The following is a 16162-nucleotide window of genomic DNA, read 5'->3' as shown; positions in this document are numbered from 1 at the left end:
AATGTCTTTTCAGGCAGATATTAAAACGCAGAGAATCCTTAAGAATCAACAAAAATAAAACTGCGGAATGACGATAGCTGATATTTCTTTTTAGAACGCCTACCAAAATAATTCTATCAGATACCAGATAGCATTTATTTGGTGGGCGTTTTGTCGTTATATGTAAATGAGTGAAAAAATGTTCGCAAATGTTTACGAGTTTAAAAAGTGAGCGGACTGTGTATAGCAGGAATGATTACAGCAGAAAAAATCCCCCCGCAGAAACAATAAAAAGCTAAGATGATGAACAGAAAAATACACCATTCGATATACAGGCATTTATCCAGTTTCGGGTGTTGGTGTTTCCACTATGAAAAACGTTCGCGAGAGTTTCGTTATGAGATGCATATTGTCAGTAAATACGAGTGCCTGTTTGAGCCGAAGGCGAGTTGGCACAGGAGTATTTACGAATCAGACATATGCATCGAATAGGAAGCGAGCGAGTTTATCATAGTGGAGATATCAATAGCAGAAATTGGATAATCCCGTAAAGGTAAATGGTGTATTTTTCGTTCGGCTAGTCCTCGTTGCAGATCAGACCGTAGAAGGAGATCAGGTACAGTCCGGCGATACCAACGAGTGTGTAGATGATTCTGGAAAAGGCGGAGCCGGTTCCGAATAAAGCATCTACAAGATTAAAATTAAAGATTCCGATGATACCCCAAACGATCGCCCCAACGATCACAAGAGTAAGACAAATAACATTAAATACTTTCATGGCATTCCTCTCTGATTTCTAGTTATTTGGACATTAGTTTTTGGCAAGGTGTCGCAAAATTAATGGTTCCATATCTCTAGTTTGTGCGAATATGGAAAAAATATACTGCCATTATAAGGAAAAATGTATACACAGGATGAAGGTATAAAATGAAAAAATATAACATAATGAATCTGGCGACAAAAATTTATTTGAAGCAAATATAAAAATCAGTTGACAGGGTACAAACATAATGTTATATTAAAAACAACATATGAACAGATATTCAAATGTTCAATAAAACAACGAGAGGAGGAACAGAATGAATACGGACAGCAGGGAAGCATGTGAATGCAAAGAGAACGATATTGCTGAGATCACCGCTGAGATTAATGAGATGATGCCGGACGAGGAGAATCTGTATGATCTGGCCGAGTTGTTTAAAGTATTTGGCGATTCTACCAGAATCCAGATCTTATACACACTGCTGGATCATGAAAAAAGTGTTGGTGACATCGCAGAAGAGCTTGGAATGAATGCATCTGCCATTTCTCATCAATTAAGAGTGTTAAAACAGGCGAAGCTGATCAAGAACCGCAGAGCCGGAAAGAATATGTTTTATGAGCTTGCCGATGACCATGTAGCAGTGATCATGCGAATGGGACTTGAGCATATATTTGAATAATAAGAAAGGTTAAAGGTGAATATTATGAAGAAGAGATATAATTTAAGTGATGTAGATTGTGCAAATTGTGCAGCAAAGATGGAGGAGCAGATCAGCAAGTTACCGGGAGTTAACAGCGCATCTATCAGCTTCATGGCACAGAAACTTACATTAGACGCAGACGAAGATAAATTAGACGAGATCTTAAAGCAGGCAGAAAAGATCATCAAGAGCATTGATGAGGAAGCTACGATCGAATATTAGAAATAATGCAGATCTGAACATTAATACGTTACAGATTTACATAAGCTGAAAGAGAAGATAAAATAAGAAAATTATCGCAGATAGCAGAAAAAAGGTGATGGATTATGAGTAAGAAGCAGAGAAAGATGTTAATTCGAATCATCGTTGCACTGGTGGTATTTATCGCATGCGAGATTGCAGAGAAGCTCATCCATTTGAATGGAGTGTGGGATACAGTTGTAAAGGCTGCGATGTTCGCAGTACCATATCTGATGGCAGGATATGATGTCCTTTTAAAGGCGATCAAAAATATCAGCAAGGGTCATGTATTTGACGAAAACTTCCTGATGGCAGTTGCAACTGTAGGCGCATACGGAACCGGAGAATTTGGCGAGGCGGCAGCCGTTATGCTGTTCTATCAGGTCGGAGAATGGTTCCAGAAATATGCAGTCAACAGATCAAGAGCCAGTATCACAGATTTGATGAACATTATGCCGGAATATGCAAATATTGAAAAAGATGGACAGATCGTTCAGGTAGAACCGGAGACAGTTGCGATCGGTGATATCATCATCGTGCAGCCGGGTGAAAAAGTTCCTCTCGATGGTACTGTTATCGAAGGTGAAACATTTGTAGATACAGCAGCGCTTACCGGTGAATCCGTACCTAGAAAGCTGTCTGTTGGTGACGAAGTGTTAAGTGGCGTGATTAACCAGAACGGTGTGATCCGTGTCAAGGTATCAAAGGAATTTGACGATTCGACCGTATCGAAGATTTTGGAACTGGTGGAAAATGCAAGTACGAGAAAAGCACAGTACGAGCAGTTCATTACCAGATTTGCAAAATACTATACACCGATCGTATGTTTCCTTGCACTTGCAGTAGCGATCATTCCGCCGATCTTTGTAGGTGAATTTGGTAAATGGTTCCACCGTGCACTGATCTTTCTGGTAGTATCCTGTCCATGTGCATTGGTCATCTCCATTCCACTTAGTTTCTTCAGTGGAATCGGCGGAGCATCCAAGGCAGGTATCCTTGTAAAAGGAAGTAACTATCTGGAACTTCTGGGTAAAGCAAAGATTGCCGTATTTGATAAGACCGGAACTCTGACAAAGGGTGTATTCAAGGTTGTAGAGACATGCGCAAATGGAATCAGTGAGGATGATCTTCTGGAGCTTGCAGCATATGGCGAATATTACTCCAACCATCCGATCGCAGCATCGATCAAGGCTGCATATAAGGGAACGGTACAGATCGACCACCTCGATGGATATGAGGAAATCTCCGGAATGGGTATCAAGGTCTTAAAAGATGGAAAAGAAGTGTTAGTCGGAAATAAGAAGCTTCTGGATTCCAGAAAGATATCCATGGCAGGAGCAAAACAGCCATCCAAGGTTGGAACAGTCCTTTTCGTAGCGGAAAATGGTGCATATAAGGGATGTATCACGATCGCTGATGAGATCAAGGATGGCGTTAAGGATGCGATCGCATCAATCAAGAAATGTGGAATTGATAATGTTGTTATGCTGACCGGTGATAAGAAAGAGGTTGCTGACAGTGTAGCAAAAGAGCTTGGCATTGATACTGTATGTGCAGAACTGATGCCGGGTGATAAGGTAGATAAAGTAGAACAGCTTCTCCGCGAGAAGGATGAAGACAGTACATTGATCTTCACCGGTGACGGAATCAATGATGCGCCTGTTTTAATGCGTGCCGATGTCGGTATCGCAATGGGAGCTATGGGTCAGGATGCTGCGATCGAAGCAGCAGACATCGTTCTGATCGATGATGATCCGGGCAAGATTGCCGTAGCATATGCAATTGCCAGAAAGACGGTTCGTATCGTGCAGCAGAACATTGTGTTTGCACTTGCTGTCAAGATCATTGTTATGGTACTCGGTGCCCTTGGTTTTGCAAATATGTGGGCAGCGGTATTCGCCGATGTCGGTGTTGCCTTCCTCGCGATCATCAACGCAACCCGCGCACTGAAGCCATGATGTATAAATAAAAATACCATATAAGCATGAGACATCTATATCTTTATTACGCAGAACACTTTCGTTCTATTCTCACGCAGCGGTTCTAACCTCACTGCCTATGGCAGTTCACTAAGAACCGGCGTTCGAATAGGTCTGCTACATAAAATATAGATGTCTCATTTCTTTTATATGGTATTTTTAATTTGTTGCTTATGACGAGAGCGTTTCAAACTATAGATCTATGAATAAATCAAGATGATTCGAAAGCGAATACTTTATAACTGGTGTGTTTTCATATTGAGAATTTGAATAAAAAGAGAAGACCGTCTTACTATTATGAAGCAAGCCTGTTTCAACGCCGGTTCTTAGTGAGTCGCCAAAGGCGAGGAGCTTAGTACCGTTGCGTTGAAATAGAGTGCAAACGACTTGCGTAATAATAGGTAAGACGATCTTCTTTTTTTCATAGATTTATGAAAACACACCAGTTGTAAAGTGTTCGCATAAACTACTGCTCTTCGTGAGCGAGTGCCGCAGCAACAAAGCCTTTGAAAAGCGGATGCGCTTTATTTGGTCTGGACTTGAATTCCGGATGCGCCTGAGTTCCGATGAACCAAGGATGATCCGGAATCTCGATCATCTCAACGATATGACCGTCAGGAGAGAGACCAACCAGTTCCATACCATTATCTGTTAAAGCCTTACGGTAGTCATTGTTGACTTCATATCTATGTCTGTGACGCTCATGGATGTATTCTGTGCCATAGAGCTCATAGGATTTGGAATCTTTGCTGAGTACACATGGGTAAGAACCAAGTCTTAAGGTTCCACCGAGGTCTGTTACATCATGCTGATTCGGCATGATATGAATAACCTGATGGAAAGAGTTCGGATTGAATTCTGAGCTGTGGGCATCTGCATAACCAAGGACGTGTCTTGCAAATTCAACGATCGTGAGCTGCATACCGAGACACAGACCAAGGTAAGGAACCTTTTTCTCTCTTGCATACCGGATCGCTGTGATCATGCCTTCGATACCTCTGTCGCCAAAACCGCCCGGAACAAGGATTCCATCGACGTCACCCAGTGTTTCTTCCACATTTTCAGGAGTTACAAGTTCGGAATCTACCCATTTGATCTCGACCTCGGCATCGTTTGCAACACCGGCATGCTTTAAGGATTCAACAACGGAAATGTATGCATCATGCAGTGAGACATATTTGCCGACGAGAGCAACACGAACCTTTTTTTCCGGATTCTTCCAGGCAGTGATCATATCATTCCATTCCTTCCATGCATGTGGTTCCGGAGCAGGACAATCCATATGTAAGCATTTGCATACAACATCAGCGAGATGCTCTTTCTCCATAGCGAGAGGAACTTCATATAATACATCAACATCCAGATTCTGGATGACATTCTGGCTAGGTACATTACAGAATAATGCAATCTTATCCTTTAAGCCCTGATCCAGTGGATAATCAGAACGGCAGACCAGAATATCCGGCTGGATACCCATTCCCTGCAGGTTCTTAACACTCGCCTGCGTTGGCTTTGTCTTTAATTCACCGGAAGCTTTCAGATAAGGAATCAGAGTAACGTGGATCATAATGCAATTCTCATGTCCGACATCATGTGTGAACTGACGGATCGCCTCTAAGAAAGGCTGGCTCTCGATATCGCCGACTGTACCGCCAATTTCGATGATCGCAACCTCGGTATCCTTTGCATCCGGATTCCGATAGAAGCGCTCTTTGATTTCATTTGTTATATGTGGAACTACCTGTACGGTGTGTCCGCCGAAGTCGCCGTGGCGTTCTTTCTGTAAGATACTCCAGTAGATCTTACCGGTCGTAACATTCGAATTCTTATTCAGACTTTCATCGATAAAACGCTCATAATGACCAAGATCCAGATCAGTCTCCGCACCATCATCGGTTACGAATACTTCACCATGCTGGATCGGGTTCATAGTACCCGGATCCATGTTGATGTATGGATCGAATTTCTGGCTGGTAACCTTGTAGCCTCTCATTTTGAGCAGACGACCAAGGGAGGCAGCAGTGATACCTTTACCAAGACCGGATACGACACCGCCTGTGACAAACACGTACTTAATAGGCATAATAATTTCCTCCTGATATATTCTAAAAACGCATAGACATACGCTCTCATTAAAAAAACACTCATTATTATACGAGAGCATTTTTCAAAAGTCAATCAGCCGTATCGAAAAACAGGATGTATCCGGCATAAAAATATGGTATGATAGTATATAAGAAGTCAAACTTAATAAAATTATGGAAAAATATTTACAAACTTTAGAAAATAAAGTTAAAAATATACATTTGACAGGAAAATGAAGTGAGAAGACGGGAGATCTCGATGGGAGCAATTCAGTTTATCCATATCAGTGATGTGAATATCGGACGAAAAGCAGACAAATTACTGTTCGGACAGACCTGTGAAAAGGACGGGATAACGACCTTGAAACAGGTTGTTTCTGATGCAGGAAAATTACAGGCTGATTTTGTATTTATCACAGGGGATCTCTTTGACCATCCGGCAACAGAAGAAGATCTTGCGTGGATTGATGAGATATTTCTGCCGCTTGATAAAACGGCGGTCATTTATTGTCAGGGAGATCATGATTACATGAAATCAGATAGTGCACTTACGGGCTATTCTTTCCGGTCAAATATTTATGTGGCAGGCTGCAGCGAGTATCGGAATCCGGTTCCGGCAGGCTCTGCAATATATGGAGTAAAGCATGAAAATGCAACTGCCATGATCGATGTTATCCGGTTTCCGAAAAAAAATGCGGTACTTTATTGTGCCGGCTATTATAGTGCCGGAGCGCAGATGGCAGTTTTAGATGAACTGACACCGGCGGATGATGAGATGACAAATATTCTGCTGGCTCATGCCGGAAATCATGGTGCGATACCGATCGATTATCCGACGATCCGGAAAGCAGGATTTGATTATATCGGATTAGGACATGAAGCTTCCTATAAAAATATGTACAATGGCAGGATTTGTTATCCGGGTGTATTGGAACCGGACAATAACAGGGAGACCGGACCGCATGGCTATGTGCAGGGAAAGTTATCAGATGGCGTGGTATCGGTACGGCTTGTGCCTGCATCACAAAAGGAATATAAGACGATCCGCTATCCGGTCAGTAATTATATGTCAGATGAAGAACTGGCAGATGAATTGCATCGTATTATTGCAAGAGAGGGAGAAGAAAATATTTATTCGATCTATCTGGTACGACCGGAAAAATGTGAGAAGACCTTTCATTTGCAGGAGGCACTGGCCACTTACCGGATTGCCGTGCTGATCGGAGAAGTGTATCAGCGTGAGGATTATGATGAATACAGAAAAGCAAACCGGGGAAATGCATTTGGACGATTGCTTGATAAACTGGATGCTGACTCTCCGATCCGGGAGGATGGGGCGAAGCTGGCAGTTGACCTCGTTATAGAACGATCAAAGATATACACCAGAAGCAGCCGGAAAATGAATGACCGGCTTTATGAGGAAACGATCCGGGTAGTGCTTGAGAATCTGAAACAGGATATGGATAAACTCCGTACCTCAAAGGATATTCAGGAATATGAACAGGCAAAGGAACGGCTGGCAGAAAGTCCGGATGTACTGGAACGCTTAAATGAAGCATGGGCAATGGAACGGAAGAACAAACTGGAGCTTCTGACTGCCCGGAACAATCAGGCGCAGATCGTACCAAGACACAGAAGCAAGTGGATACGAACCGGTATCCGTGCCGCCATTGTTCCATTTGTCATATTCTGTATCATGGAATTGTTCCTGATGCCACGGGCGTACATTCAAATGTCAGAGCGTATGAATGGTACAGATGTGGTTCGTTTTCTGGTTACATCAATACTTGCGATCGTGCTCTGCTTTGTGATCGGTTACGTATTTGCGCGACTGATCGATCAGAATAAGGCAGACGGAATACGAAAAGAACGCGCAGATGCAGAACGGCTTGAACGCGAGTTGGCTGCAAAAGGCGAGCAGCTTCACGAAGTCAGAACCGGATATCAGTTACAGGACACGAAGCGGCGAGAAATCCAGTCGGATGTGAATGCCAGAGAAGATCTTGTAGCGCAGACGATCTACAAGATTCAGGTGATGGAAGAAGCGATGCGGATGTTAGAATAAAAAGAAAAAGGGCACTTGAAAAACAGGTGCCCTAGGATACTAACATATTTGCCAGCAGGATACTTACGACGATCCCTGCACCGAGAGACAACAGGGCGCAGGGGATGATATATCGGGATTTGCGGACTTTGGCAGCCATCAGATATACAGACATCGTATAGAATAAAGATTCCGTACAGCTAAGGATAATGGCAGCGGTGAGTCCTTCTCTGGAATCAGGTCCATAGTCGTTAAAGATATTTAGCATCAGACTGGTGGCAGACCCGGAGGAGAACAGCTTCGTTATAATGACGGGGATCACACAATCCGGGGTATGTATGAGAGAAGCAATCGGCTTCAGAGCGGTTGTGATCAGGCCAAGGGCACCGGAATCATTCAGGATTCGCACAGCCACAAATAGGCCGATCAATGTTGGAACTAATTCGACTACGATCTTCATTCCGTCAAATGCTCCGTCAATAAAATCTTCATAGACATTCGTCTTTTTAATACAGCCGTATAACACAACAGCAAATATGACCATCGGGATGATACTGTTTGAGATTGTTGTCAGCATATTCATTTTCCCCTCTTATTTATAATTACAGCCAGCAGGACGGCGACGGCGGTGGAGCAGACCGTTGCGATGATGCCGGGCAGGATAATGGCGGTAGGATGTTCAGAACCATAGGTTGCACGATAGGCAATGATATTTACCGGGACCAGTTGCAGCGAAGAAATATTCAGGATCAGGAAGACGCACATCTCACGGCTGGCAGATTTGCTTCCCTTGTTGTCCTTAGCCAGTTCCTGCATCGCCTTTAGTGCCGGCGGTGTTGCAGCCCACCCAAGCCCTACAATATTTGCAATGATGTTCGTACACATATATTCATATGCCGGATGCTCCGGGGAAAGTCTCGGAAATAAGAATCTCATGACAGGGGACATTTTCGATGACCATTTCTTCATCAGACCGGTGCGTTCTGCGATCTTCATGATTCCACACCACATCGTAACAATTCCAAGCATGGTGATGCAGAGTGAAACGGCGTCACTCCCGGCATCAATGATACCTGCATTCACATCTTCCATATGCCCGGTCAGAAGTGCGGTGATAATACCGACTAAGATCATGGCAGCCCAGATCAGATTAATCATAGAATCCCCTTTGATTTTGCTGTTACATAATGAATATATGCGGGGAGCAAAATATAATATGTCACATTTTTACATTTTCCCCATAAAGTATAGAGAGATGAATAATATGCAAATTCAGGAGGTATATTCATTTGGAACAGTATAGAAACTGCAACAGAAATGGCGGCAGATATCCTGCTCAGCCAAATCTCATGATGCAATATGCAAATAACCGCAATGCCTCTTCCTGCAATGGAAACTGTCAGGGCACAGGCGGCTGTCCTTCCAGACAGGATCATTGCGAAACAACAAGAAAGGATGTAGAGACCTGTGGCAGATTCAGTCCGCATCCGATTGGTATGGCGTATGTGCCAAGTCAGGAATTTGGGGAACTCTATGATGCGAAAAAGGGTCTGTGCGAAGGAACCATGTTCCCGGATCTGAATCTGATCTTTTGTGGTGTAAGGGGGAAATAGGCAATGAATAATATGAACAAACAGCAGCTCTTTGCCTTTATAACAGAAGTGTCCTTCGCGTTGGATGACATTTCCCTGTATCTGGACACTCACCCGGAATGTCCAAAGGCACTGGCAGCATACAGCAATTATAAAGCAATGCGGCAGCAGGCAGTCCGCGAATACACGACCGCCTATGGTCCATTGAACCGATATCAGGTAAATGACGACAATTATTTTGACTGGGTTGACAAACCTTGGCCATGGGAAAGGGAGTGTGGTTGTTAAATGTGGATCTATGAAAAAAGATTACAGTTTCCGGTAAATATTAAAGAGACAAATGCGCAGCTTGCGCAGGCGATAATCTCACAATACGGCGGACCGGATGGTGAAATGGGTGCATCTATGCGATACCTGTCCCAGCGTTATGCAATGCCGGACAATAAGGTGAAAGCGATTCTTACCGATATTGGTACAGAGGAGTTGGGACATCTGGAGATCGTTGCCACGATCATTTACCAGCTTACCTGCCGGTTATCGATCGAGGAGATTAAGGCATCGGGATTTGACAAATATTACATCGATCACACCTTAGGAATCTGGCCGCAGGCAGCAGGCGGCATTCCATTTAACGCCTGCGAATTCCAGAGCAAGGGTGATCCGATCACGGATCTTTTCGAAGATATGGCAGCAGAGCAGAAAGCCCGGTCGACTTATGACAATATCCTGCGTCTCTGCAAGGACTATCCGGATGTATATGAGCCGATCAAATTCCTTCGCGAACGTGAGGTCGCACATTTCCAGCGCTTCGGTGAAAGCCTTGGCATTGTCCGCGACAAGATGGATACAAAGAACTTCTATGCATTTAACTCAGCATTTGACACAAGTGCTCCTTGCGTGGAGAAATGCGGGAAGTAGAAGATAGCAGCTACTGGTTATTTATTATATAGTAGTGATAGAAAAAATATCAGGCAGCAATCCTGAATCGAGGATATCAAGCTGCCTGATTTTTTCACAATGTATATTATTGAGAATAATTCTTGAAAAGAATTATAAATTTATTCGGTTTGTGGTATAATGAGTATAAAATCACTTGCTTTCAAGGATGAAAAAACAAATCGTATTTTGTAAAAGGGAGGTACAAGCATATGGACAAAAAAGCAATCTATAATTTATCCTATGGTGTATTCATGTTATCCACCAGATCAGGGGAGAAGGTAAATGGCTGCATCACAAATACATGTATGCAGGTGGCAGGTAATCCGGTTCGGGTTGCGATATCTGTATTAAACACGAATTATACATGTGATCTGTTGAAAGAGAGCGGGATATTCGCCTTAAGTATTCTGGATCAGACCTGCTCATTTGCGACGATAAAACATTTCGGGTTCCAGTCCGGCAGAGATGTGGATAAATTCGCAGATCTGCAAATGCCAAAGGACTGCAATGACATTCCGTATATGGGATGGAATGCCTGTGCCGTGATCAGCGGAAAAGTGGTAGAACAGCAAGACCTTGGTACACATACATTATTTATCGCAGAAGTTGTAGATGCCAAGCTGATCAATGAAAATGCACCGCTGACTTATGCGGATTATCAGACAAAGGTAAAACCAAAAGCAGAACCGAAAGCCCAGGACAAGAAGATCGTAGGCTGGCGCTGCCGTATCTGTAATTATGTATATGAAGGAAGCGAGCTGCCGGCAGATTTCACCTGCCCGATATGTGGACATGGGGTAGAGGATTTTGAGCCGGTGTATGAGGCGTAAGCTATTAAAAAGCTTATAAACAGGAGGACAATGCTATGGAACGAGTAGCAAAATTTTTAAAGGACGCAGAAACTTATTATTTAGCAACTGTAGAGGGTGACCAGCCAAGAGTCAGACCATTTGGAACTGCCCATATTTTTGAAGGCAAGTTATACATACAGACAGGCAAAGTAAAAGATGTATCAAAGCAGATCCATGCAAATCCGAAGGTTGAGATCTGTGCTTTTATGAATGGAGAATGGCTTCGTGTAGCAGGAGAATTGGTGGAAGATGACCGTAGAGAAGCAAGACAGTCTATGTTAGATGCATACCCTTCATTACAGAAGATGTATTCCGCAGATGATGGTAACACCGAGGTATTTTATTTTAAGAATGCAACAGCAACTTTTTCATCATTTACACACGAACCGGAAGTTGTGAAGTTTTAAATGTATTACATGGTTTGACAAACGCCCTCGCTTGTATAAGCGGGGGCGTTTGTGCGTTTGTAACATATTTATAAAAGTAACTATTAGCAATGATAGGATAAGATAAGAAAAAAATATTTTCTTTAAATTGACAAAATATGCGTATATTATTGCGCATTATGACAAATGAAGGTATAATATTTCCATAATAAAAGGGGGCGGGTCTGAGATAGAGGCTTTTAAGTTTTCTATATTTCTTAATACGAAATCCCTATGATTATGAAGTGAAATTGATACAATGGACGATTTTTTGTACATGGTATAGATTAGTATATTCATATTAATGATTGATTGTAATAAAAAATACATTGTGGAATATAAGGTGCATTCCAATATGGGACTATTACTAAATATCTTAATAACAGATTAATATTTACATTCCACAATGTATTTAAAATTATATATGGAATGAAAAAAAAATACAACACAAGGATTTTGTTGTCACGTTAAAATCGATACCTATTAAACTGTTTATAAGTTATTGCTATTGACATTGCATGAGAAGTGTGCTATTTTGATAATGCAAAGTCAAATAAATTATGAAGGAGGTGAAAAAATGTATCAGATTAAACTGCGTTTTAAATTGGAATTTCCTTTTCTTCCGAAGGAGATGGATCGTTTGTTTACAAGTTTTTTAAAGGCTGCGACGAAGAATATTTCCGAAGATTTGTATCAGCGTTTATATGATAAGAGCAGATCAATCATGAAGATGTTTACATATGCGTATTATCTTCCGGGTGCTAAGTTTACAGACGATAAGATACTTCTCGATAAGGACGAATTCATGGTATTTTTTACGGATGCGGATGATAAGGAATTTTTATATTTGTTTAATGCGTTTCAGACTATGAAATTTCGGCATTATTCGATGAACAAGAATTCCATGCAATTAATATCTGTGTATATTCAGAATATAAATGATATCACAGATGATGAAATCATCATAAAAATGCAGAGTCCATTACTGGCAAGATACCATGATAATGATACCAATTCAGACAGTTATTATACGTTTGATAAGGATGAGTTTTCAGACGTTGTGAAAGAGAATGTTAAGATCTTTATTCAAAGAATGAATATTCCGGTTGAGACAGATGATTTTTCTATTCAGGCGATCAAAGGGAAAAAGGTTGTAATACCAGTGTTTGGAAGAAATACAGATGCTTCGCTTGGTATTTTCAAATTAAAAGGCTCTGTTGCTTTATTAAATGTTCTGCAGAGATCCGGAATTGGAGTACGCAGGTCGACAGGAAATGGAAAGTTTGAAGTATTAGGTTAGAAGAAAGGAGGATTATAAGTTGGGTAAAATCTATATACCAATGGGTGATTTTCTGAAAAATGCGGGAATCGTAGGTATGCATTATATACTGGACGAAATTGCTGCTGCATCGGAAGATTTGGATTATGGCTATACGGAAGATAATCAGCAATTATGGCTTGATACAGATTTCTGTCAGGAAACGGACTGGACGGATTTATACTTTCGTGGGATCACGACATATTACAGGTCACATAGTGTATATCAAACAATATTGGATAAGATTAAGAATTTGTTAGCTGCACTGGATTTGCCGGAATGGGATGGTAAAAAGTGGAAAGATGATATCAAATTCATTAACGATAAACTTTTGTCTAACAGTTATAAATCGGGCATTGCCAGTATAAAGGATGAGGTTGATACCACAGAAGCATATGAGCTGCTTAAAGCGGTAAAACTGAAAGAATCTATGGAACCGGAACTGTTGCGGAATCGATTGGTTCAGTTACATGAATTTCTTATTCAGCCCATTTGTGCAGAAACCTTGATCATGAAGAGTGCCATATATAATTACATCAATCGTTTCTGGGATGGAAAATGTTTTCTATTACGTGCAAATGCAGCGAAAAATATGCGAGAGGTTTTTGAAAATGATTTTTCAGAACCATTTCGGACTTATATAGCAATTGATCAAAAGAAGGCAAAGGAGATATGCATTGATTGTGGTGCAATGATTGATTCGAAGACGAAAGTATCACTTGCATTTATGAAGGATCAGGCAGATGATCTGGCAAGAAAACAATCAGCTTTCTGGAATTGTAAAGTAGATGCTTTCTTATGTCCGGTGTGTGCATTTGTATATGCATTATCTCCGCTTGGTTTTTATCTGATGGGAAATCGATTCCTGTTTATTAATACGGATCAGAACATTCAGGAATTATTAGAGGTAAATCATAAGGATGGCATTATGCAGGATGCGGAAAGAGAAGATGGAGAACGATATACTTCATGGATTTCCAGAACATTGAATCTGTTATTGAAGATGAAGACGGAAGAACTAGGTAATATTCAGATCATAACCAGAGGCAGGGATGAAAGCGAACGTTATACATTTGATATTATCAATAAAAATATCCTTGCAATATTGAATGATGAGAAAGTAAGGGCTGGACTTGATGTATTAAGTAAATACCCATATATAAAAAAGGGGACTGAATACATAAATATACATGAAACAGTTATATTGAATATTCTTCGGTATAGAAATCAATATCCATTATTAAATATCTTGTTAAGGCAGTCTATGGATGTAAAGACATATTTGGTAGATGCTTATTGGGTATATGATATTCAGATTCGTGTAAGTTTATTGAAGAAAGATAATGAAGATAAGAATAAGATAGGAGGTGCAATAGTGAATCGATACAAAGTTAGAGAGTGTGGATATGAATTAAGAAATAAACTGTTAGCAGCGAAAGGCACAAGTGATGATTCAAGAATCAGAGGTACTGTATATCGATTGTTGAATGCAGTTGCAGTTGGAGATGTTTCTCATTTTATGGAAATTATAATGCGTATCTATTGTTCTGTAAATCTGACAGTTCCGGATGCATTCATAGAGTGTCTGGATAATCGGGAGAAGTTTAGAGAGTATGGATATGCATTCCTTATGGGATTAGAAGGAAGTCATTATGAAAAAAAGGAGGAAAAGGTTAATGATTAGGAATGGTTTAACACTTACAATGGTATTTCTTGCAGAAAGTGCAAATTATGGAGAGGGCGTAGGTAATATTACTACACTCAAAAAATTATCACGAGGAACATATGAGCAATATTCTTATATATCAAGACAGGCACTGAGATACAATATTATTCAGCAGTTAGGATGGGATACAACACCTGTTGATGGAAAGAGTGGAGTCGTTCAGTTTGCACCAACTGCTAATATAAAAGATTATCCGGAAATTGACTTTTTTGGTTATATGAAGACCAGTGCAAAAGGAGAGGATAAAAAAGGCGGAGCTGATACCAGAAGTGCAGTTGTTCGACTGAGTAATGCGGTATCATTAGAGCCTTATCAGAGTGATTTGGAATTTTTAACAAATATTGGATTGGCAAGACGCCAGGATCTTGATAATGCGATTGCACAGAGTGAGATACAGAAGTCATTCTACTCATATACGATCACTATAGATCTTGATCGTATTGGTGTGGATGGAGATCTTGAGATATCTGCAGATGAAAAAGCAGATCGAGTAAAAAAATTTCTTGATACGATTCAGTATTTATATCGTGATATAAAGGGAAGAAGAGAGAACCTTAGTCCTGTATTTGCAATCGGTGGTCGATATTTAAGAAAAAATCCGTTCTTTGAAAATAGAGTATCTTTGGAAAATGGAGCCATAAACACGAAGATGCTTGGAGAGATTATTGAAAGTGATGAGGATATAAAGAACAATACCAGTGTTGGAGTTGTGACAGGTATTTTCCAGAATGATGCAGAATTAAAAGATACATTGAACACAAAGACAGTTGCAGATGTATTTAAACAGTTGAAAAAGGAAGTTGATGAATATTATGGAGCGAGCAATTAGAATTGATTGTTTTCAAAACCTTGCGAACTACAGAAAACCAAGTAGTTTCATTATAAAAGAATCTTATCCGTTGCCACCATATTCAACTGTTATTGGTATGATTCACGCAATTAGTGGATTTGACAGTTATCACAAGATGCAGGTAAGTATCCAGGGAGAAAACGCAGGTTCTGTATCAGAATTGTATACAAGATACTCATTCAAATTCGATACAAAGTATGAAGAAGGCAGACATCAGCTCTGTATCAAAGGTGAAGACAAAGATTATGGTGTGTTTAAGGGGATTGCACATGTAGAACTGATTTGTGATAATCGGATGGTTTTACATATTATACCTGAAGAGGAAGATTTTGATAAGATTTATCAGTCATTGAAGTGTCCGATTATTTATCCATCATTAGGTCGATATGAAGATTTGCTGGATATTCAAAATGTAGAAATTGTTGAATTGCAGAAAGTTGAATCAGCAACAATTCAAAATAATATTTACATTCCATTTCAATCAGAGTTGGATATTGGACGACGCACAAGCACAACATACATGTTAACAAAGGAATACGAGATAACGTCGCAGGGATATCGCAGATGGAAACCGGATGGTGGAAAGATAAAAGTGCATTATATGCCGAAGGATACTTCAGTAGTGAATGCATATGTCGATACCTATGGGGATGTTGTTGCGTTCGCATAACA

17 protein-coding genes are annotated in these 16162 nt (G+C 40.7%); 13 read left to right on the top strand and 4 right to left on the bottom strand.

What is annotated here, in order from left to right:
• Nucleotides 1-556 precede the first annotated feature (556 nt).
• Complete coding sequence (locus DWW85_RS11365; protein ID WP_008401155.1) at nt 557-757, bottom strand: DUF378 domain-containing protein; 201 nt, start codon at nt 755-757, stop codon at nt 557-559.
• A 301-nt stretch (nt 758-1058) separates the two neighbouring features.
• On the opposite strand from DWW85_RS11365, the gene DWW85_RS11360 reads away from it, so the two are divergent.
• The 3 genes from DWW85_RS11360 to DWW85_RS11350 all read left to right on the top strand — a co-directional run bounded on the left by DWW85_RS11360 (nt 1059) and on the right by DWW85_RS11350 (nt 3640).
• Nucleotides 1059-1421 carry a metalloregulator ArsR/SmtB family transcription factor gene (locus tag DWW85_RS11360; RefSeq protein WP_021943626.1) on the top strand — a complete coding sequence of 121 codons (363 nt, stop codon included), beginning with the start codon at nt 1059-1061 and terminating at the stop codon, nt 1419-1421.
• Between the two features lie 24 nt (nt 1422-1445).
• A complete protein-coding gene (locus DWW85_RS11355; RefSeq protein WP_021943627.1) occupies nt 1446-1664 on the top strand; it encodes a heavy-metal-associated domain-containing protein in 219 nt (72 codons plus the stop codon).
• 104 nt (nt 1665-1768) lie between these two features.
• Nucleotides 1769-3640, top strand: coding sequence for a heavy metal translocating P-type ATPase (locus tag DWW85_RS11350; protein ID WP_117808687.1), 1872 nt, complete (start codon nt 1769-1771; stop codon nt 3638-3640).
• Nucleotides 3641-4127: 487 nt separating this feature from the next.
• Here DWW85_RS11350 and DWW85_RS11345 read toward each other — a convergent pair whose 3' ends face one another.
• Nucleotides 4128-5744 carry a CTP synthase gene (locus DWW85_RS11345; RefSeq protein WP_117785327.1) on the bottom strand — a complete coding sequence of 539 codons (1617 nt, stop codon included), beginning with the start codon at nt 5742-5744 and terminating at the stop codon, nt 4128-4130.
• A 260-nt stretch (nt 5745-6004) separates the two neighbouring features.
• On the opposite strand from DWW85_RS11345, the gene DWW85_RS11340 reads away from it, so the two are divergent.
• Nucleotides 6005-7810, top strand: coding sequence for a metallophosphoesterase (locus DWW85_RS11340; protein WP_117808686.1), 1806 nt, complete (start codon nt 6005-6007; stop codon nt 7808-7810).
• Nucleotides 7811-7841: 31 nt separating this feature from the next.
• Here DWW85_RS11340 and DWW85_RS11335 read toward each other — a convergent pair whose 3' ends face one another.
• Both DWW85_RS11335 and DWW85_RS11330 read right to left on the bottom strand, forming a co-directional pair.
• Nucleotides 7842-8372: a nucleoside recognition domain-containing protein gene (locus DWW85_RS11335; RefSeq protein ID WP_242996189.1), complete on the bottom strand. Its 531-nt coding sequence runs from the start codon at nt 8370-8372 to the stop codon at nt 7842-7844.
• A complete protein-coding gene (locus DWW85_RS11330; RefSeq protein ID WP_117808685.1) occupies nt 8369-8947 on the bottom strand; it encodes a nucleoside recognition domain-containing protein in 579 nt (192 codons plus the stop codon). Before DWW85_RS11330 ends, DWW85_RS11335 begins: the two co-directional genes overlap by 4 nt.
• Before the next feature lie 131 nt (nt 8948-9078).
• On the opposite strand from DWW85_RS11330, the gene DWW85_RS13010 reads away from it, so the two are divergent.
• From DWW85_RS13010 to cas5b, 9 genes are all read left to right on the top strand, one after another.
• Nucleotides 9079-9402 carry a spore coat associated protein CotJA gene (locus DWW85_RS13010; protein ID WP_242996187.1) on the top strand — a complete coding sequence of 108 codons (324 nt, stop codon included), beginning with the start codon at nt 9079-9081 and terminating at the stop codon, nt 9400-9402.
• A 3-nt stretch (nt 9403-9405) separates the two neighbouring features.
• On the top strand, nt 9406-9669 hold the full coding sequence (locus tag DWW85_RS11320; protein WP_008401169.1) for a spore coat protein CotJB: 264 nt from the start codon (nt 9406-9408) through the stop codon (nt 9667-9669).
• Nucleotides 9670-10299 carry a manganese catalase family protein gene (locus tag DWW85_RS11315; protein ID WP_021943636.1) on the top strand — a complete coding sequence of 210 codons (630 nt, stop codon included), beginning with the start codon at nt 9670-9672 and terminating at the stop codon, nt 10297-10299. It abuts the gene before it with no gap.
• A gap of 230 nt (nt 10300-10529) precedes the next feature.
• Nucleotides 10530-11150, top strand: coding sequence for a flavin reductase (locus DWW85_RS11310; protein WP_117808684.1), 621 nt, complete (start codon nt 10530-10532; stop codon nt 11148-11150).
• Between the two features lie 35 nt (nt 11151-11185).
• The gene (locus tag DWW85_RS11305) at nt 11186-11578 is read left to right on the top strand and encodes a pyridoxamine 5'-phosphate oxidase family protein (protein ID WP_117785333.1); all 393 of its coding nucleotides are present in this window, start codon (nt 11186-11188) and stop codon (nt 11576-11578) included.
• 595 nt (nt 11579-12173) lie between these two features.
• Nucleotides 12174-12896, top strand: coding sequence for a CRISPR-associated endoribonuclease Cas6 (gene cas6, locus DWW85_RS11300; RefSeq protein ID WP_242996186.1), 723 nt, complete (start codon nt 12174-12176; stop codon nt 12894-12896).
• Between the two features lie 19 nt (nt 12897-12915).
• Nucleotides 12916-14598 carry a type I-B CRISPR-associated protein Cas8b1/Cst1 gene (gene cas8a1, locus DWW85_RS11295; protein ID WP_242996184.1) on the top strand — a complete coding sequence of 561 codons (1683 nt, stop codon included), beginning with the start codon at nt 12916-12918 and terminating at the stop codon, nt 14596-14598.
• The gene (gene cas7i / locus DWW85_RS11290) at nt 14591-15469 is read left to right on the top strand and encodes a type I-B CRISPR-associated protein Cas7/Cst2/DevR (protein ID WP_117808681.1); all 879 of its coding nucleotides are present in this window, start codon (nt 14591-14593) and stop codon (nt 15467-15469) included. Before cas8a1 ends, cas7i begins: the two co-directional genes overlap by 8 nt.
• The gene (gene cas5b / locus DWW85_RS11285) at nt 15453-16160 is read left to right on the top strand and encodes a type I-B CRISPR-associated protein Cas5b (RefSeq protein WP_242996182.1); all 708 of its coding nucleotides are present in this window, start codon (nt 15453-15455) and stop codon (nt 16158-16160) included. The genes cas7i and cas5b overlap by 17 nt, the downstream gene beginning before the upstream one ends.
• Nucleotides 16161-16162 lie beyond the last annotated feature (2 nt).

The sequence above is a fragment of the Clostridium sp. AF17-21AC genome (assembly GCF_003461365.1).
GTDB classification, from domain to species: domain Bacteria; phylum Bacillota; class Clostridia; order Lachnospirales; family Lachnospiraceae; genus Coprococcus; species Coprococcus ammoniilyticus.
Note: the sequence above shows the minus strand (reverse complement) of the source record. Positions and strands in the feature narration are given on the sequence as shown.